We start from the raw sequence: 16,113 nt of genomic DNA, 5'->3' as shown, positions 1-16,113 counted from the left end.
GGTTATCATTAACGTTACTGTATGTAAATCAAAAGTTTGTTATCGCTTTCAAAACAGCTTCCGAAGCGCATTCTCAACCGTATCCGCAACGAATGCCGCTTGATCCCGTATGGCTTGCGGAGCATGAGACATGGCAAAGCTCTGCTCGCATGCCCTGAACATCGCTAGATCGTTGAACGAATCTCCAATGCAGGCTACTCCCTCAGCAGGGACCCCGATATGATTCATTAACAAGCGAATGCCGGCGCCTTTATCTACTTGATGAGGCATGACATCTATACCGTCCGGATCGGAGAAAGAAGCCGTAATCAGATCCCCATATTGAGCCTGCAGCTGTTCAAGAAGAGCTTCCAGCGCTGGGATCTCACCATAGATGGAGAACTTCGTGATAGGCAGTCCATCACGTATTTCATCTACGAGCTGCGGATTCTCTTGAAGAGGCGTCAGGAACCGCCGGCCGACCCGCTCGGTATGATCCGTAGCCTGTATGACATAATTGCAATCCGCACTGCAAATGACTGGTACGAACCCCGGCAGCTTCGTGGCCGCTTCTAAGGATAGAGCAAGCTCCGCGTCAAACGCATTCGATCGCAGAACCTCCCCATCGAGGCCAATAATGGTGGCCCCGTTCTGGCAAACCGCGTAACATGCCGTGTCCAGCGTCTCCATTACCTTTGTAATTTCCTCATACATCCGCCCTGAAGCCAGACAGATCGCTACTCCAAGGCGGCTCGCCTCCTGAATGGCTCGCACATCCTCCTCGAGAATCTCCTTACGGGCATTCATTAAAGTGCCGTCGATATCGGACACAAACAACTTCAACATGACTTTGCTCTCCCTTCCTCCTGATTGGAACAAGTATGCAGAAACAATAAAAGAACCCTTACTTTAACGATAATGTAAAGGTGTTCATTAGGTTTTGTCAACAAGAAAGTGTCCCTCTATTCCCCTTCTATCCTTTCACGCTGCCAAGCACCAAGCCTTTCACGAAGTATCGCTGCAGGAACGGATAGGCGAGTAGAATAGGCAATGCCGTTAAGAATATCTGCGCCGCCCTGCCCGTACGATCCGAAACAAACTTCAAAGTGTCCGGGTCCTGCATCTGCAGGTTCTTGAGCGAGCTTGCATCAATCGTCACGGCTTGCAGGTACGTCGCCAGTGGATAATCGCCCTGTTTCTTGATGAACATTAAGCCATCGAACCAAGAGTTCCAGTGGAATACCATCGTGAGCAGCAGTACGGTAGCAAGTGAGGGAACGGAGAGCGGAACGAAAATTCGCCAGAGGATTGTCATGTGATTGGCACCGTCCATATGGGCCGATTCCTCTAGCTCCTTAGGAAGTCCTCTGAAGAAATTAAGAATCAGAATGATGTTGAACACATTCACCGCACTTGGCAGGATTAACGCCCAGATGGAGTCCATAATCCCCGTCTGTCTCACCGATAAGTACCAAGGAATCAGGCCGACGCTGAACAGGATTGTGATGACGAACAGCCAAGCATAGATCGTTCGCCATGGGAACCGTTCGTTTTCTTTGGAAAGGGGGTACGCGGTCAACACGCAAAGAAGCATGCTCATGCATGACCCGAGCAGTAGCCGTTCGATAGATACGAGGAAGGCATCCATGAACGCACCCTGTCTCATGACCGCCGAATAGGATTCGAGGTTCAGCTCCACCGGCCAGAACGTCACTCTTCCCGCGCTAACAGCCCCCGCCGAACTGAACGAAACCGCAAGCACATTCAGCATGGGCAGCAGGCATACGATGGACAGCGCAATCAGAAACGTATAATTGCAGCAGGTGAATATTTTGCGGCTTAAGGCTCGGTTTCGCATATCGCAGACCTTTCTTGGTTAGAAAGTTAGAAGATTCTGTAGTTCGCTAGCCGGTATGCCAAGTAGTACGAAGAGGAAATCAACACAAGCGATACAACTGACTTGAAGAGCCCGATTGCCGTCGAGATACTATATTGCGCATTCGCAACACCAACACGGTATATGAACGTATCCAGAACGTCGCCAGAATCGTAAGTGGCTGAGCTGTAAAGGTTAAAGATTTGATCAAAGCCCGCATTCAGCACATTGCCAAGACTAAGTGTCGCTAGCAAAATAACAATTGGCGCGATGCCCGGCAACGTAACGCATAACGTCTGCTTCCACCTGGAGGCTCCGTCCATTAGCGCCGCTTCATACAAGGCCGGATTGATCGCCGTTAACGCAGCTAAATATACGATTGTATGGAATCCAAATTCCTTCCATACGTCTGTGCCTACCAGCACGAAGGGAAACCAGCGATTATCCCCTAGGAAGAACACCGGATCTGCTCCAAAGGAAGAGATGACTTGATTCACGATGCCAGACGACGGCGATAAGACATCCTTCAATATACCGGCGAGTATGACCCAGGATAGAAAGTGAGGCAAATAAATGAGCGTTTGAACGCCTCGTTTCACCATACTGCTCATTACCTCGTTAAGCAGTAAAGCGATGATAAGCGGCACTGTCAGATTACCGATGATTTTCAAGAGTGCGATCCCTACTGTGTTCTTGATGACGACTGGAAACTCCGGCATTCTGAATAAGTACTCGAAGTTTGCCAGACCCACCCAGTCGGATCTGAACATGCCCTTAAACGCCGAGAACTTCTCAAATGCAATGACGATGCCAACCATCGGATAGTAGCTATACACCAGAACAAGAACAACGGCAGGAAGCAGCATCACATGCAACAACGCATGCTCTTTCACACTCTTTAATAGGCTCATACCTATCGTTCACCCCATTGTCATCTACCCCGTTAGTGCCCAGCTCGCCAGTCATTGACCTCTTTCGTAATCTCTTCTCCGCCTAGCTTGTTCCAGTCCGTTACGAATTTATCGAAGTCCTCTCCCATGCCTCTGCCCATAATGATCTTCGTATACGTTTCTTGTTCAAGCTTATCGAGCGAGGCTTTGAGCAGGATCATGGTCGGTGTAGGCGCTCCGTAGAACTCGGAATACTGCTGATTGTACAAGTTATCCTTCTTAATTATTTCGAAAGCATCATACTGCCGTTTGTTGCCGAAGCCTCTCACAACGTCGCCGTCATTGAATGCCTTGATCGCGTCGTAGACCCCCAGCTGCTCCGAATTCAGCTTAGATGTATCGCTCGTAGCGAATGCATGGTTAACGGCATCAAGGTTATCGGGAACATCCTTCGTCATCGGCCAGGATTGCACAAGAGGATATTTAAAGTAGCTAATCGAAGGCGTGACATTCTTGTTCTCCCCAAACTTCGCATTATCCGAGGTTGCTCCCCACATTTTCTCTTGGAACTCATTCAATAATTTAATAATGGCTTCCGGATGCTTAAAGTCCTTCTTCACCACCGTGTACTGCGCCACAGAAGGATTCACGACCTGAACAACGGGCTGCTTCCCATCCACAGATACGATCGAATAGGGTTTCAAGTTCACAAGGTCTTTATTGCTCTTCATATTAACCGGCCAGTAGCTGTTCCAGTTCGCGCCATACCACATGCCCAGTCTGTTGTTCGCGATATCCTCGCCAACTTTACCGCCATCCTTAACAATCCACTCCCGGTCGATTAACCCTTTCTTGTACATCTCCTGGAGCTTCAATAGCGCAGCCTTTACGCCAGGCTGAATGCCCCCATATACAATCCTCCCGGATTCATCCTTAATCCACATGCCGGGATGAACATGGTAAGCGGAGAAGAACCCCCCGAGATCCGCCATATCACCCGGAGTGAGGAATGGGCCCGTTGTCAAACCAAGACCTAACGTATCCTTCTTTCCATTGCCATCCGGATCTTTATTGACGAACGCTTCTGAGATGGCCACCAGATCATCAATGGATCTAGGTGCAGACAACCCTAGCTTCGTAAGCCAATCGGATCTTAGCCATAGCACATCATTGGCCGTAATTGTGCCTGCCAGATTCGGGATCGCCATCAGCTTGCCGCCATAGGTAGCGGAGCTAAGACCGATGCCACCGTCGCTGCTCATTAATTGCTTCGTCAGCGGACTCGCATACTTCGTGAAGACTTCCGTTAAGTCAGCGAGCTGGCCCGCTTCAGCCAATTGCTGCAGCTGAGTCGCATCGACCTGGAACATGTCCGGAAGAGTGTCGCCGGAACCTATGATGACGTTCAGTTTGTTCGTGTAATCCTCTACCTTGGCGGCCGTCCAGTCGATATCAAACTTAATGCCAAGCGCATCGGCAAAGTGCCTTGTCCATACGTTATTGTCCAGATCGTCACCAGCATCATACACCCAGGTTGACTCGGCAAGCTGAGCCGCCTTAATTGTAATCGGAGGATCATATTTGGCATTGAGGTTCTTCGCCGCAGCACGATTAGAGCCGGAACCGTTCGCGGACGACGAGGAGTCGCCCGCTCCATTCTTGGATGACGATACATAATCGCTGATATTGTCGTCAGTGGCACATGCTGATAGCATGGCTGCTATCGCTGTAACCGAAATTAAACTGACCATCACGGTGCGATTTCTGGTGCTGATCTGGATCATTCTTTTATGTTCCCCCCGGTGCTTAAGGAAGAGGGCCGCTCTTCCTGTTTTTGACTATAGCATAGCAATTTCTTTGCCCTCTACTGAAGGAATTGCACTTTCACTGACTTATTTAACGTTTAGGCAATTCGCGATATTCGCTTGGCGTTAGCCCGAACGCCCTCTTAAAGTAACGATAGAAATACCCTTCCGACACGAAGCCTACCGCTCTCGCAATCTCGTGGATCTTCAGCTCGCTCTCGCGAAGCAGCTGTTTGGCTTTCTCCATACGGGCATCCGTAATATATTCGAGCAGTCCTTCTCTCGTAATTTGTTTATACATGCGCGATAGATAGTAGGGATGATGTCCAAACACGGAACCAAGCCTGGTCATCGACAAGTCATCGGCCAGATGAGCGTGAACATAGGACTGTATCTTCTCGACCACATCGTTCTCCTGATCGACCCTCTTGGACACACGAAGCGCGAATAACGCTTCACCCAATTTGTTGAAGAAATCCACATACTCCTTCCATTCGCGTCCCATGTCCAGCCGATACAGCAGGTCCAGATTGATCTTTTTGCCGACTTCTTGATGCAAGCGCCACTTATTAATGGCGGATAGAAACACGCCTCCAAGCGATAAAGCAATTTCCAGCTTGGATTCTACCTCACCGTGCTGCGCAGGGAACAATAACAAGTTAGCCAATAAACCGAAGAAGTCTGTTTTCTCACCGACCTCCAGATAGTTTTGCAGTTTCTGAATCCTATACGATATCGTCTGGGCGGAATCTTCCATATTCATTATATCGGCATCTTCACGCTCCGGATTATGGAGCAGAATCGCTTCTTCATATGTGCCAAGTCCCATATTGAGCAATAGCTTCAATGCTTCAAACTGCTCTTGAAGCTGATTCCACGAGAGGAACGAGCTTCCAACCGCGAAGGATAGCTTAATATTGAGCAATTCCCGGCATGCGGATTGAATATCTTGGGTGGAATGCTGGACGAACAGCATGCATCGCTTCTGAAATTCTGCGCGATCCATTTCGCTGGAATGGTTGAAGGGCTGAATCACCCATATCACTCGTGAGCCTTCATAGACACAGGAGTACTGACGAACGAAAGGTTTAAAATATTCATCGGCAACATTCTGGATGGAATACGTCACAAGCGCCCGATCTGATGGAGTGGATATTCCCCTCCAGTTGTCGATACGTCCAACGACTAGCAGCGATTGCTCCTTATCGTTTAACGGAAATTGAAGCTGCGTGAACTGCTTGGACAGATACTCTTCAGACAGCGGATCGCCTAACAAGATGCCTTGCATCAGCTCTTTTCTCATGAGGGGCAGAGACGCAGTCAGCTGCTGCCTTGACTCTGCGAGCAACTCCTCGAACCGTGCGGATTCGAGCTGCTCGTTCAGAGCGGTACGTACGGCTTCGGCAACAACCTCATAGCCTTCTGTTTTTAGAATATAATTGCGTGCTCCGCCCCGAATCGCTTGCTGGACGAGCTCAAATTCATCATACCCGGATAGGAAGATCAGCTTGCACCGCGGCCATCGCCGTACCACTTCCTCTTGCAATTCGAGTCCGCTCATGCCCGGCATCCGAATATCAGAGAGCACGACGTCGAACTTCCCTCTCTCCAGCAGCTCGATGGCATCCTTCCCCGAGTGCGCTCCGTACACTTCCAATCCCTCAATCTTCAAATCGATGAAATAGCCAACAAGTCCATCCACAATGACTCTCTCGTTATCGACAATCAATAGGTTAGCCATGATGTCTTACCTCCGCGATCAATGGTATTCTGAACGTTGCCTTCATCCCGCCTAGTTGCCCCACTGTCAGCGTAAGGCCATACGTTGTCCCATATCTAAGCTGCAATCTTCGATGCACATTAATGATCCCAGTCGTCTCTTCCGACTTATCTAATTGTCCCGCTTGCTCTAGCTTATAGATAAGCTGATTGAGCTTAAGCTCTGTCAGCTCATTGCCATTATCCTCAACGCTGATTTCAAGCCAGTTCTCCCCTTCCAAGACTTGAATGCGAAGCGCGCCATAGCCGTCCAACTCTTCTAATCCGTGAAGATAGGCATTCTCGATTAAAGGCTGAAGAATCAGCCGTGGAATTCTAATGTCTCGATAAGACTCGGGAATCGGGTCAAAATGAATCTGAATATCCGGAAACCGGACGGATTGAATGCCCGCGTAAGCTTTGGCATGCCTGAATTCTTTCTCCAGCTCAATCTCATCCTCGCCGTTACGCGTAATATAGCGGAAGTAATTGCCCATATGAATGACGAGTCTCTCCGCACTGTGAAGGTTCTCCTGCTTAATTAAGGACAGTAAGACAAACAAGCTGTTATACAAGAAGTGCGGATTAATCTGGGATTGCAGCTGCTTGAGCTCCGCCCGCTGCGATCTGGATTGCTGTTCCGCAACCTCCCCGATAAGCTTATGAATTTGAGAAACCATCGTATTGAACTGAAGGTACACATCTTGAAACTCGTCATTGAATCGATGATGCAGCCGTATGCTCAAATTCCCTTTCCCTACTTGGTACAATGAATTAATTAACCGCCGCATTGGCTTATGGATAAGCAGGAAAATCCCATATGAGAAAATAAACACAAATACGAGCGAAGCGAGCACAATGTAGACATACCAGGTTTGATATTGGTTCAGCACGCCCATCGCTTCCGTCTCCGGCACATAATGAACAAGGGTCAGCCCCAGCGACTTGGAACGCTCGTAATAGAGCAAATACATTTGATGTCCTATTTTCATTCGTTTGTTTCCATAGAGCGCTCCCTCATCGCCTTGCTTCGCCAGGAAGGAGCGGATCTCCGATTCGATCGTCTCTTGCCCTTTATCGCTCACATGCCAATGCTCGGACTCGTTGAGAAGCAAGGAGCCTGAGTTTTGCTTATTGGACATTTGGGCAAGCGATTCACGCAGGAGCGGAACGGATAACTCGACCTCCATCGTAAATAACATTTCACGGCCTATCGAAGGATACACCATTCCCAGTACCATTCTGTTGTTGATAAAGGTGAACGGTGAGGTTGACGTTCTTTCACTGCGCCTTATTGCATCTATCTCATCGCGAGGAATCGTCTCGCTGAATGTAGTCGTCCATATCGTCCTTCCCAGTCTCGGAAAATAAATCTTAATGTCCTTAATATACGGGCTTGAACTCTTGAGAATCGACAGCTTGTTCTCGATCCGAAGAATCGTTAACCCTCTCTCGTAATCATCCATCGATTCAGGTATGACGCCCACCTTGCGGAAATCGTCATCGCTGCTGATATATTCCCGCTCCAGTCTCATAATTCGGTTCATCTCTGTTTCCAGCGAGCTCAAATAAAAGTGAACATTCGACGCGCTGGATTGCAATATTTCTTGGCGGACCGTCCTTACTCCGGATTGGTTCATCAGGAGATTCAGAATATCCATAGGAACAACGACAACGAGCAAAGCAATAATGATTTTGGGGAAAATGGTGAATCTGCGCCCGAGTACAGATGAAATCTTCATAGCCCAATCTCCTGTTCGCTTCTATGTCCTAGTTTATAGATTGCTATAAATAACGGGATTGCCCTCTAAGGAGCAATCCCGTACATCGTACATCTGAACAAAGCCTATCCTAATTCGTTCTCATTTCGTGAGATCATCGCCCGCTTAGCTACCGCGAACGAACACAGGAGTTGAGAGATTACCTGCGTAGTCCTCCATCACGATGGATACATTCGCTGCCGTCGATGTGAAGCTCAAGCTCGCCTTCGTCGAGCGTCCGCGAATAATTCTCGGTTTATTGCCGCTGCTGTACGTGGTGGCGAACGACTTGGCTACGCCATTCTCGTAAACGTAGATGTAGCGCCAATCTCTCGTATTCGGCATTGGCAGACTGAGCGTATTTCCATTCCACGACCAAGCCTCCGCATACGGAGCAATCGTCGTATCGATGAAATTACCGCTGATTGTAACTGGGTTGCCGCTTCCTGTGGTGAGTGTGACGATATAATCGTCTCCATTGGTCGGCATTCCTGTAAACGTTGCTGTGGTTACTCCGGAAGCAACGGTCGTCTGCGTGTTCACCGGAGAAGCCGTTGTCGTCCAATTCACCGATTTGATCGCAACTGTAGTGGAGCCGGGACCGCTTGTCGGATTCGTCCAGCTTACATTCACTTGTCCACTAGCGTTGGAAGTGACGTTGATGCCTGAGGCGCCAGTGCCCAAGTTGTAGGCAAGCGTCGCTGCTGTTCCTTCGAGACCGTTCGCGCCTACAGGCACAACCTTAATCGTTCCGGATTTCGCAGGGAGCTTCTTAATGTAGAAATTATCATCAAATTTGCCGCCCATGTAGACGTCATTGACGTAAACATTATATTGCTTGACCTGGCTGTAGTTCGTACTCATATTCCACTTGATATTCATTTCATCCGAGTTCTGGAAAGCCTGGGAGACCGCAAGGCCTGTTGGCGCTGCTGGCGTAACCGCGGAACCGTCGTAAATACGCAATTGGCCCACATTCATCTGGTAATTCGTAATCGTGCCGGTACCATTATTAAATACAAGGCCGAATGCTGCAATTGTTTTGCCAGCGTAGGCGCTTAAGTTCAGTTCTTGCGTAACCCAGCTGCTGGACTGCGTGCCGGAGCTCGGTACTGCAACTTTGACGACGGTACTTGGGTTATCTGCGAAGACAAGTCCAAGCGACATCGTAGAAGCATCGGTTGCAGAAGGCTTCCGGTACGTAATCGACGCTTTGGAGTTGGCATTCACGCTCAAATTCGATTTATAGAGGCGAAGGAAGTTCTCCGCATTCAAGTTACCGTTCACAACGAGTGAGCTGCCGCCATTGTAGCCGCCAATCTGCTGATAATCGAAGCGGCTTGTCGTCGCGATGTTGTATTCACTGCCGTAGTCAAAGTCAACCACGAGCCGGTTGCCCGTTGTATCCTGCCACCATTGCCATGATGGCGGAATATCTTGAAGGCTGATATTGGACCACTCATCGCTATTGTTGATTGCACCATTCGCGTAATAGTTCAGACCATGGCCCGTATTAAAGTTCGTATAGAAGTTAGTGCCGTTAATAACGGAACGCTCCGCAATGACGGATGAGATTCCCTTCCAATAACGATTATCGGCGTACACATCGGATGCGGTATTCGTTGACGAGACCGTGGTGTTCTTCGGATTAATGTTAGGACCCGACCACCATAACTGCTCCCGAACGTTGGTCATCCACTGGTAGGAGTTGTCCGCACGACGGTTGCTCGGATAAGCAAGACCCATATCTTCATCAAGTCCGGCATGTACGAAATCCGCGCCAAGCGTAACTAGGCTAACATTCAACAAACCGCTGGTGGATTTATTGCTTAATGCCGTTCCGTTGGTGGACGTAAACCGATCGCGTCCCGCTTCGATACCTGCGAAACCTTGCTTGAAGATGTTGTAGGTTGTCCCATACGTGCTATTCATCGTATTCAAGTAACTTTTCGCGCTCGTAATTAACGAATTGGTCATGCCATAGTCAAAGAAGAACGAGTCCGAAATCTGACCGAGCGAGCTATCATGCAGCATGGAGGCGTTTGTCGAGTTGAATGTTCTTGCGAAAGCATTGGCCCCTGTACTTGTATTCAAGGAGTCGTCCCAGAAGACATACAGGCCTGCGTTCTTCAATGTCTTCAGGAACCCTTTGTAATTCGGAATGTCCGCGGTTGCAACGTTAGGCGACAGTTCCTCTTGATTGAAGAAGTAGCCATCATAGCCAAAATACTGCGCCATCTCCACGAGCTTCAGTGCAACTGGATAATTACCGCTCGCATCCTTCACGATCATCTGCTTATACGTCTGCTGTCCTCGATCATTATTGGAGAAGAAAATACCCGCCAGTGACTTAACTCCGTTCTTATGCGCAGCATCCGTGTACGTCGGATTCGGAATGTTCAAGATCCCGAATTCAAACCACTTCTGCGTATAATCCGCCTGTGCAGTCGCATCGTAATAGGACGGAGGCGTGTAGGCTGTCGCCGTGCCATGCCAGAACGTATAATAATCGAGGTACTGCCAGTAGTTGAAATGGTACTGCGCGAACTTGTTTGTATACGCCGCATTGTCTATGAATGCGTTTCCATAATCACCCGCAACCGTATTCATTTGCACGTTCGGGTCAATGCTCGGGTTCGCTTGCGTTGCCGTGAATGCAGCATTTCGCGACTGCAGAGGCACTCTGGAGCGCAGATTCACTGCATCCGGGTCCGTTGTCGCACTCCAATTAAGAATTTGCCCGCTGGTGTATCCGTGGATGTTCGGCTGGTTTACGCCAGGCGCACTGCTGCCGGTGAATGGCCACGTGTCGCCTGCGTATACTGTTCCTGCTACCAGAACAGATAAAACCAAGGATGCCGCGGGAACGAGTTTTGTTTTCTTGCTGCCCATCTACATTTCCTCCTCGATTCGTTTTTACTTCTCGGTGAGAATATAGCATAGGGCTTGTTCGCATTCCTAGTGAACAAATTACACTTGAACTATCCGATTTACAGAATCCGTCGATCCATTAGGCAAACGTTATCTGAGGTTAACAGGCAGTCCTGTTCTTGCTGATTGGTTAGCTGCCATGGTCACGCGATGCGTCTCCCAAGCATCCTCGTAGGTCGATCGAATTCGGCTGATGTCACCTGTTCGGACTGCATGAAGGAAAGCTTCATTCTCCCGTTCGTACGGGTTGTTCGCAGACTTGTATTCAGTCTTCTTGTCCGTCTCAATATCCACAAGGCTTTCGCCTGTAACTTGCAGCACGCCTGTATTGGTATAGATCTGCAAACCTGCAGAATCTCCCGCCGGTATCGCGCATGTATTGCTGATGGTAGCAACCGCCCCGCTCAACAGCTTCATCGTTACCGTACCGACATCCGGCACCGTCACGCCTTCTTCTACATGAGTCATATGTCTGCTGCCATACGCCGCATACACTTCATTCACTTCGCCGAGCAAGTAACGCATCAGGTCAACGATATGTGTCGTTTGTTCTGCGAATTGCCCGCCAGAGGTCTCCATCTTACGCCACCAGTACACGCCGGGCATCGAGCCCATCCATTGCCCCAAAGCCATGAGCGGCGTTCGGCCCGCAAGAAGCTCCTTCGCTATATCGGTGCTGTCCATATAACGGAAGTGATAACCAACCGATGTAATAAGTCTTTTATCTGCAATTGCCTGCCGGATCCGGGACGGCGTCTCTTCATCAACGCCAATCGGCTTCTCGACTAAGAAAGGAATGCCCCGCTCCACAAGCGCTAACTCAATCTCGCCATGCGCGAATGGAGGCGTACAGATATATACCGCATCCAGCTTGCGATCTTCCAGCATCGCTTCAATGGATTCATAACCGCGTGCATCGCGATATGGCCTTGCCGCCATCTCTGCCTTCTCGAGACTTGTCCCACAGAAAGCGCCAACGCTGACACCCTCCATCGCAGCAAGCTTCTCCGCATGCATCCGTCCAAACCAGCCCGTACCCGCTATCCCAATTCGAAGAGTCACTCTATATTCCACCTTATGCTCGTAGTTTCTTCCTTCTCCAATGTTTACCTGCGAGCCGAAGGATGTCAAGGCAATTTAATAGAAAAAAGGTTGCCCTGCGCAGAGCACAGAGCAACCGAATCATGTAAGATCATGCAGGCGGTGATTCACTTCGACTATGATACCTGTTCAAACAGACGACGTCGATACGTTCACTCCGACTCTTTCAGTAATCCTGTCGTCACCGCAGCATACAGGAGTCGGTTGATCTGCTCGCGTTGCGCTTCGCTAGGGTGCCGCAAATAATAGCTGCACAAGCCGTTCAGCATCGTTAGAACGCCGGACGCTGCCATTCGTCCGTCTTCCTCTGCCATGCCGGCTTCTACAAGAATATCGGCAATAAATTGAATGTACGCGTCGCGTTCATTCCGTACGGCGATTAGCGCCTCTTCCTCGATGCCGTTCGTGATCTCGTTGAAGAAGATATGCGCCAATTCGCTGTATTCCAAGAAAAGATCGACGTTAAGCCGAATGACCAGCTCAATCTGCTCTTGAAGCGAACGATCCTTGTTGATTTCCGTCTTGATCGTATCGGTAATCATTTGTAATCCTTCCGTGATCAGCGCCTGGAACATCTGCGCCTTGCTCGGAAAGTGATAATACAGCGTTCCCTTGGCAACGCCCGCTTCCAGCGCGATATCGTCCATGCTCGAGCGGTGATAGCCGCTGCGCGAGAACATTCGGGCCGCCGCGTCCAATATTTTGGCTCTGCTCATAGGCGTTAGCCTCCATTCATATCTGAATCCTCAGTTGTTTAATGCCAAACATCATATCGCTTTCCAGCCTTTCGAGCGGTTCGTCGCCTTCACGCTGCAGCCGTTCGATCCGATCAGCGATGACGTTAAGGGCTACCTTGGCTTCAAGCCGAGCCAGCATCGCCCCCAGGCAGAAATGAATGCCTTGACCGAAAGCCAGATGCGGGTTCGGGCTCCGCCTAATGTCGAACTTCTCCGGGCTCTCGAATACGCTCTCGTCATGGTTTGATGCTCCAATGAAAGTGTAAACCCTTTGCCCTTCTTTCATTAAATGCCCGTTCCAATCTATATCGGCCTTCACCCTGCGTTCCATAATCTGCACCGGCGAGCAGAAACGGAGCGTTTCCTCTACCGTGCCGGGAATTAACGCACGATCCAGCCGAAGCTCGCTGTATGTTCCCGGGCTGCTCTCAAGGCACATGATCATCGACGAGATGAGATTGGTCGTCGTTTCGTTCCCAGCTACGAGCAGCAAGATGCACATGCCGATCACTTCCAGCTCGCTAAGCCCGTTCTCATCGGCCATGCAGGATTGCACGAGCGCAGTGATCAGGTCATCCTGAGGCTGCACGCGCCGCGCTTCGATCTGGATTCGGAAGTAATCCGTCATTTCCTTCTGGCATTGCAAATAACGTGAATAGTCTTTTCCAACGAGGTCGTCGGACCACCTCTTGAACAGAACTCGATCTTCCGGAGGAATGCCCAGCATTTCCGCAATCACGATTACCGGCAGCGGACTTGCAAAATCACTGACGACTTCAAATACGCAAGCGTCGGCAGCCCGTTCAAGCAGTTCCTCCGCAATCTTCCGGATTCGAGGTTCCATTGACGCTATGACCTTCGCAGAAAAGGCTTTCGCAATGAGGGATCTCATCTGCTTATGCTTAGGCGGATCTCGCCGCAAAATGCTGCCCTCGATCGGTTCTTCTTCCGATGGATTCTCTTGCATCTGAGAAGAGAAATGCTCGAAATCGGCAAGAATGCGCTTGACGCTATCATGCGTATAGACCGACCATGAACCGTTATCCGAGTCGAACAACGCCGCACCTGCCGCACGCTGTTGTTGGTACCGCTCTAGAGGAAGCAAATCATATTGGCTCGCCCACTTCATCATAAACAACCTCCCATGAATTGAACTGACTAGTCAGTTCAATTATGGATCGGTTACTAGCTATTGTCAATGCTGTGCATTCCACTCTGCTAATCGCTCTTCCAAGATCATGCGCAGTTCATCCGGAATCCGGTCAAACCGGACACCTCGCCCCAGAAATAACAGCCAATCCGCATAATACTCCAGCGCCTCATCATCGGTCACATCCAGCTGAACACTGAATATCCCGCTCGACTGAAACATCCCGGTAAAGGATAGAATGATCCCCGGCGGGTGCATGCGCTTAAAGCGCTGAATCCCCGTTGCATCAAGCTTCACAACAAGGTTGGACTCCCGTGCACGAAGCAGCTTTTTGCTTAGAATCTCTTGCTCCGACAGCTTCATCTCCTGCTCGGAAATAGCCGAATCCCGCAACATATCAACAGGCAAATAGCGAAACTCATCCGTATCCAAATCATACACCTCGACAAGCCACTGCGCGTTCGAGTTAAAGATATGCAGCAAATAAACGTCGAGCAACTGCGGCCAGCCCAGACTCAGCTCATAAGTCACGCGCAAATGCTTATCCCGCACAGCGAGTGAAATGAGTTGATTCAGCTCCGGAGGCGCTGCGTCATCGAGCTCTAGAAGATTCGGATTCGCCGGATTCGTGTTCTCAAATAACAGGATATTATTCAGCTCGATGAGCTCGTCTTGCTGAGTTTGCGATGCGATGCCGATGAGTTTCTCAGTGATGGAGCGGCGATTCTGCAGATAAGGCAGCTGCGAATTTTTCGAAGCGATGAAGCTGATAAAGATCGCCTTCAGCTCATCCGGAGTGAAGCGGGCCGCGGGCAGATACTGATTCTGCAGCACATAGTACCCGCCACCTCGCCCAAGCTCGGTCGTGAGCGGGAAACCCATCGCTTGAATCTCGTTAATGTCTCGTATTGCCGTCGCACGGGAGATCTTGAACTCCCGCTGAATCTCAGCAATCGTAAAATGCGCACGGTTATTAATGTAGCGCATGATCAGGTTCACTCGTTCTGTTTTCTTCATGATTTTATTGTATCAAAAATGTAGCAAAATAAAGGTATCAATTTATGATACATTCAGGAAATAGAATCAGTCTTGTAGAAGATAAATCATTTCAAAGGAGAGAATAATATGACTAACTACTCCATCCAAACCATCTCAGAAAATTACAAAATGACTGCATTTGGTGTTATATTCGAAGACTTCAACGACTGGGCGGGCAATGCGGCAAAAACGGCAGCGAAAAAAGCTGAAATCACGGAAAACGGCAAGCTTGCCGAACTTCTCGCGCTCGCTGACGGGCAAGAATATCAAATCAACTACAACCTCGACCGCAAGCCTTGGCGTGGTTTCGGCGTGATGGGCGAGTTCGACGTGGAAGGCGCGGTCGTTCTCGATTTCCTCGCTGGCGACTACCTTGTCGTGCCTGGCACAGGCGCTGACAAAGACCGCCTTGCTGACGAAATTACAGGCAAAGTTTTCGGCGGATTACTGCAAGAAATCACAGGGTACAACTACGTTGGTCCTGGCAACGCAACATTCGTCAAAGCAGATGAGAACGGTCAATTCTACGGAGAAATGTGGCTTCGCGTTAAGAAAGTCGAAGGCTAATCTCGCGATAAAGGAGCAGCACTCACATGGCAGAGTACACACTTGAACACAAGAAGTCATTCACGCTGACCGCTTATGGTTTCTCCATCCAATCGAATTTTCAAGACATGCCGGCTATGCAGAAGGAAAAGACCGAGTTCTGGGGCAGACTTCGGGCTGACGGTCGTTTCAATAAGCTCAAGAACGCGGCAAAAGATGATCGCGAGTGGTCCGTCAATGAGGTTTATCAAGGAAAACCGTGGAATTATTTCGCAGTAGAAGCTGGCAAATCCGTGACTGACGCCACGCGCATCATCGAGTTTCCAGAGAGCGAGTACATCGTGGTCGCAGGAAATGGCGACAAGGAAACGTTGTTTGATCAGCTGACTTACCGCGCTTTTGGCGAAGTCTTGGCCCAAGTTACGGATTATGCTTACATCGGCGGTCCCAATGCGACTTATCGCAAGGATAACGGCGACGGCACGTTCTACGGGGAGTTTTGGGTTCCTGTGGTTAAGAGATAAGAGGATACAAAAAGAGCA

13 protein-coding genes are annotated in these 16,113 nt (G+C 49.6%); 2 read left to right on the top strand and 11 right to left on the bottom strand.

Translation table 11 applies throughout. The features are described from left to right. Window positions 1-48 precede the first annotated feature (48 nt). The 11 genes from AC0YNX_RS29280 to AC0YNX_RS29230 form a co-directional block, all read right to left on the bottom strand. Window positions 49-825 (bottom strand): HAD family hydrolase, encoded by a 777-nt coding sequence (locus tag AC0YNX_RS29280; RefSeq protein WP_475819238.1) that lies wholly within the window; start codon window positions 823-825, stop codon window positions 49-51. Window positions 826-952: 127 nt separating this feature from the next. Then, entirely contained in the window at window positions 953-1,837 is an 885-nt protein-coding gene (locus AC0YNX_RS29275; protein WP_475819237.1) for a carbohydrate ABC transporter permease, read from the bottom strand. 26 nt (window positions 1,838-1,863) lie between these two features. Continuing rightward, window positions 1,864-2,766: an ABC transporter permease gene (locus tag AC0YNX_RS29270; protein ID WP_475819236.1), complete on the bottom strand. Its 903-nt coding sequence runs from the start codon at window positions 2,764-2,766 to the stop codon at window positions 1,864-1,866. 32 nt (window positions 2,767-2,798) lie between these two features. Then, window positions 2,799-4,496, bottom strand: coding sequence for an extracellular solute-binding protein (locus AC0YNX_RS29265; protein WP_475819235.1), 1,698 nt, complete (start codon window positions 4,494-4,496; stop codon window positions 2,799-2,801). A 145-nt stretch (window positions 4,497-4,641) separates the two neighbouring features. After that, window positions 4,642-6,291 (bottom strand): response regulator transcription factor, encoded by a 1,650-nt coding sequence (locus tag AC0YNX_RS29260; protein WP_475819234.1) that lies wholly within the window; start codon window positions 6,289-6,291, stop codon window positions 4,642-4,644. Continuing rightward, window positions 6,284-8,050 carry a sensor histidine kinase gene (locus tag AC0YNX_RS29255; protein ID WP_475819233.1) on the bottom strand — a complete coding sequence of 589 codons (1,767 nt, stop codon included), beginning with the start codon at window positions 8,048-8,050 and terminating at the stop codon, window positions 6,284-6,286. Before AC0YNX_RS29255 ends, AC0YNX_RS29260 begins: the two co-directional genes overlap by 8 nt. A 144-nt stretch (window positions 8,051-8,194) precedes the next feature. Beyond that, entirely contained in the window at window positions 8,195-10,960 is a 2,766-nt protein-coding gene (locus AC0YNX_RS29250) for an endo-beta-N-acetylglucosaminidase (protein ID WP_475819232.1), read from the bottom strand. Window positions 10,961-11,089: 129 nt separating this feature from the next. Then, complete coding sequence (locus tag AC0YNX_RS29245) at window positions 11,090-12,061, bottom strand: Gfo/Idh/MocA family protein (RefSeq protein WP_475819231.1); 972 nt, start codon at window positions 12,059-12,061, stop codon at window positions 11,090-11,092. 191 nt (window positions 12,062-12,252) lie between these two features. After that, window positions 12,253-12,816: a TetR/AcrR family transcriptional regulator gene (locus tag AC0YNX_RS29240; RefSeq protein ID WP_475819230.1), complete on the bottom strand. Its 564-nt coding sequence runs from the start codon at window positions 12,814-12,816 to the stop codon at window positions 12,253-12,255. Between the two features lie 16 nt (window positions 12,817-12,832). Then, complete coding sequence (locus AC0YNX_RS29235) at window positions 12,833-13,969, bottom strand: cytochrome P450 (RefSeq protein WP_475819229.1); 1,137 nt, start codon at window positions 13,967-13,969, stop codon at window positions 12,833-12,835. 63 nt (window positions 13,970-14,032) lie between these two features. Further along, window positions 14,033-15,004 (bottom strand): helix-turn-helix transcriptional regulator, encoded by a 972-nt coding sequence (locus AC0YNX_RS29230; RefSeq protein WP_475819228.1) that lies wholly within the window; start codon window positions 15,002-15,004, stop codon window positions 14,033-14,035. A 108-nt stretch (window positions 15,005-15,112) separates the two neighbouring features. Here AC0YNX_RS29230 and AC0YNX_RS29225 point away from each other — a divergent pair, with 108 nt between their 5' ends. Further along, on the top strand, window positions 15,113-15,592 hold the full coding sequence (locus tag AC0YNX_RS29225) for a hypothetical protein (protein ID WP_475819227.1): 480 nt from the start codon (window positions 15,113-15,115) through the stop codon (window positions 15,590-15,592). 26 nt (window positions 15,593-15,618) lie between these two features. Next, complete coding sequence (locus AC0YNX_RS29220; RefSeq protein ID WP_475819226.1) at window positions 15,619-16,095, top strand: GyrI-like domain-containing protein; 477 nt, start codon at window positions 15,619-15,621, stop codon at window positions 16,093-16,095. The last annotated feature ends 18 nt before the right edge of the window (window positions 16,096-16,113 follow it).

It is taken from the genome of Paenibacillus sp. J31R98 (assembly GCF_056269245.1).
This window is presented reverse-complemented; position numbering and strand designations above follow the sequence as displayed.

Bases quoted from the DNA above. Each gene is read 5' to 3' on its own strand.
- AC0YNX_RS29280 (WP_475819238.1), bottom strand. From the start codon at position 825: ATGTTGAAGTTGTTTGTGTCCGATATCGACGGCACTTTAATGAATGCC.
- AC0YNX_RS29275 (WP_475819237.1), bottom strand. From the start codon at position 1,837: ATGCGAAACCGAGCCTTAAGCCGCAAAATATTCACCTGCTGCAATTAT.
- AC0YNX_RS29270 (WP_475819236.1), bottom strand. From the start codon at position 2,766: ATGAGCCTATTAAAGAGTGTGAAAGAGCATGCGTTGTTGCATGTGATG.
- AC0YNX_RS29265 (WP_475819235.1), bottom strand. From the start codon at position 4,496: ATGGTCAGTTTAATTTCGGTTACAGCGATAGCAGCCATGCTATCAGCA.
- AC0YNX_RS29260 (WP_475819234.1), bottom strand. From the start codon at position 6,291: ATGGCTAACCTATTGATTGTCGATAACGAGAGAGTCATTGTGGATGGA.
- AC0YNX_RS29255 (WP_475819233.1), bottom strand. From the start codon at position 8,050: ATGAAGATTTCATCTGTACTCGGGCGCAGATTCACCATTTTCCCCAAA.
- AC0YNX_RS29250 (WP_475819232.1), bottom strand. From the start codon at position 10,960: ATGGGCAGCAAGAAAACAAAACTCGTTCCCGCGGCATCCTTGGTTTTA.
- AC0YNX_RS29240 (WP_475819230.1), bottom strand. From the start codon at position 12,816: ATGAGCAGAGCCAAAATATTGGACGCGGCGGCCCGAATGTTCTCGCGC.
- AC0YNX_RS29235 (WP_475819229.1), bottom strand. From the start codon at position 13,969: ATGATGAAGTGGGCGAGCCAATATGATTTGCTTCCTCTAGAGCGGTAC.
- AC0YNX_RS29230 (WP_475819228.1), bottom strand. From the start codon at position 15,004: ATGAAGAAAACAGAACGAGTGAACCTGATCATGCGCTACATTAATAAC.
- AC0YNX_RS29225 (WP_475819227.1), top strand. From the start codon at position 15,113: ATGACTAACTACTCCATCCAAACCATCTCAGAAAATTACAAAATGACT.
- AC0YNX_RS29220 (WP_475819226.1), top strand. From the start codon at position 15,619: ATGGCAGAGTACACACTTGAACACAAGAAGTCATTCACGCTGACCGCT.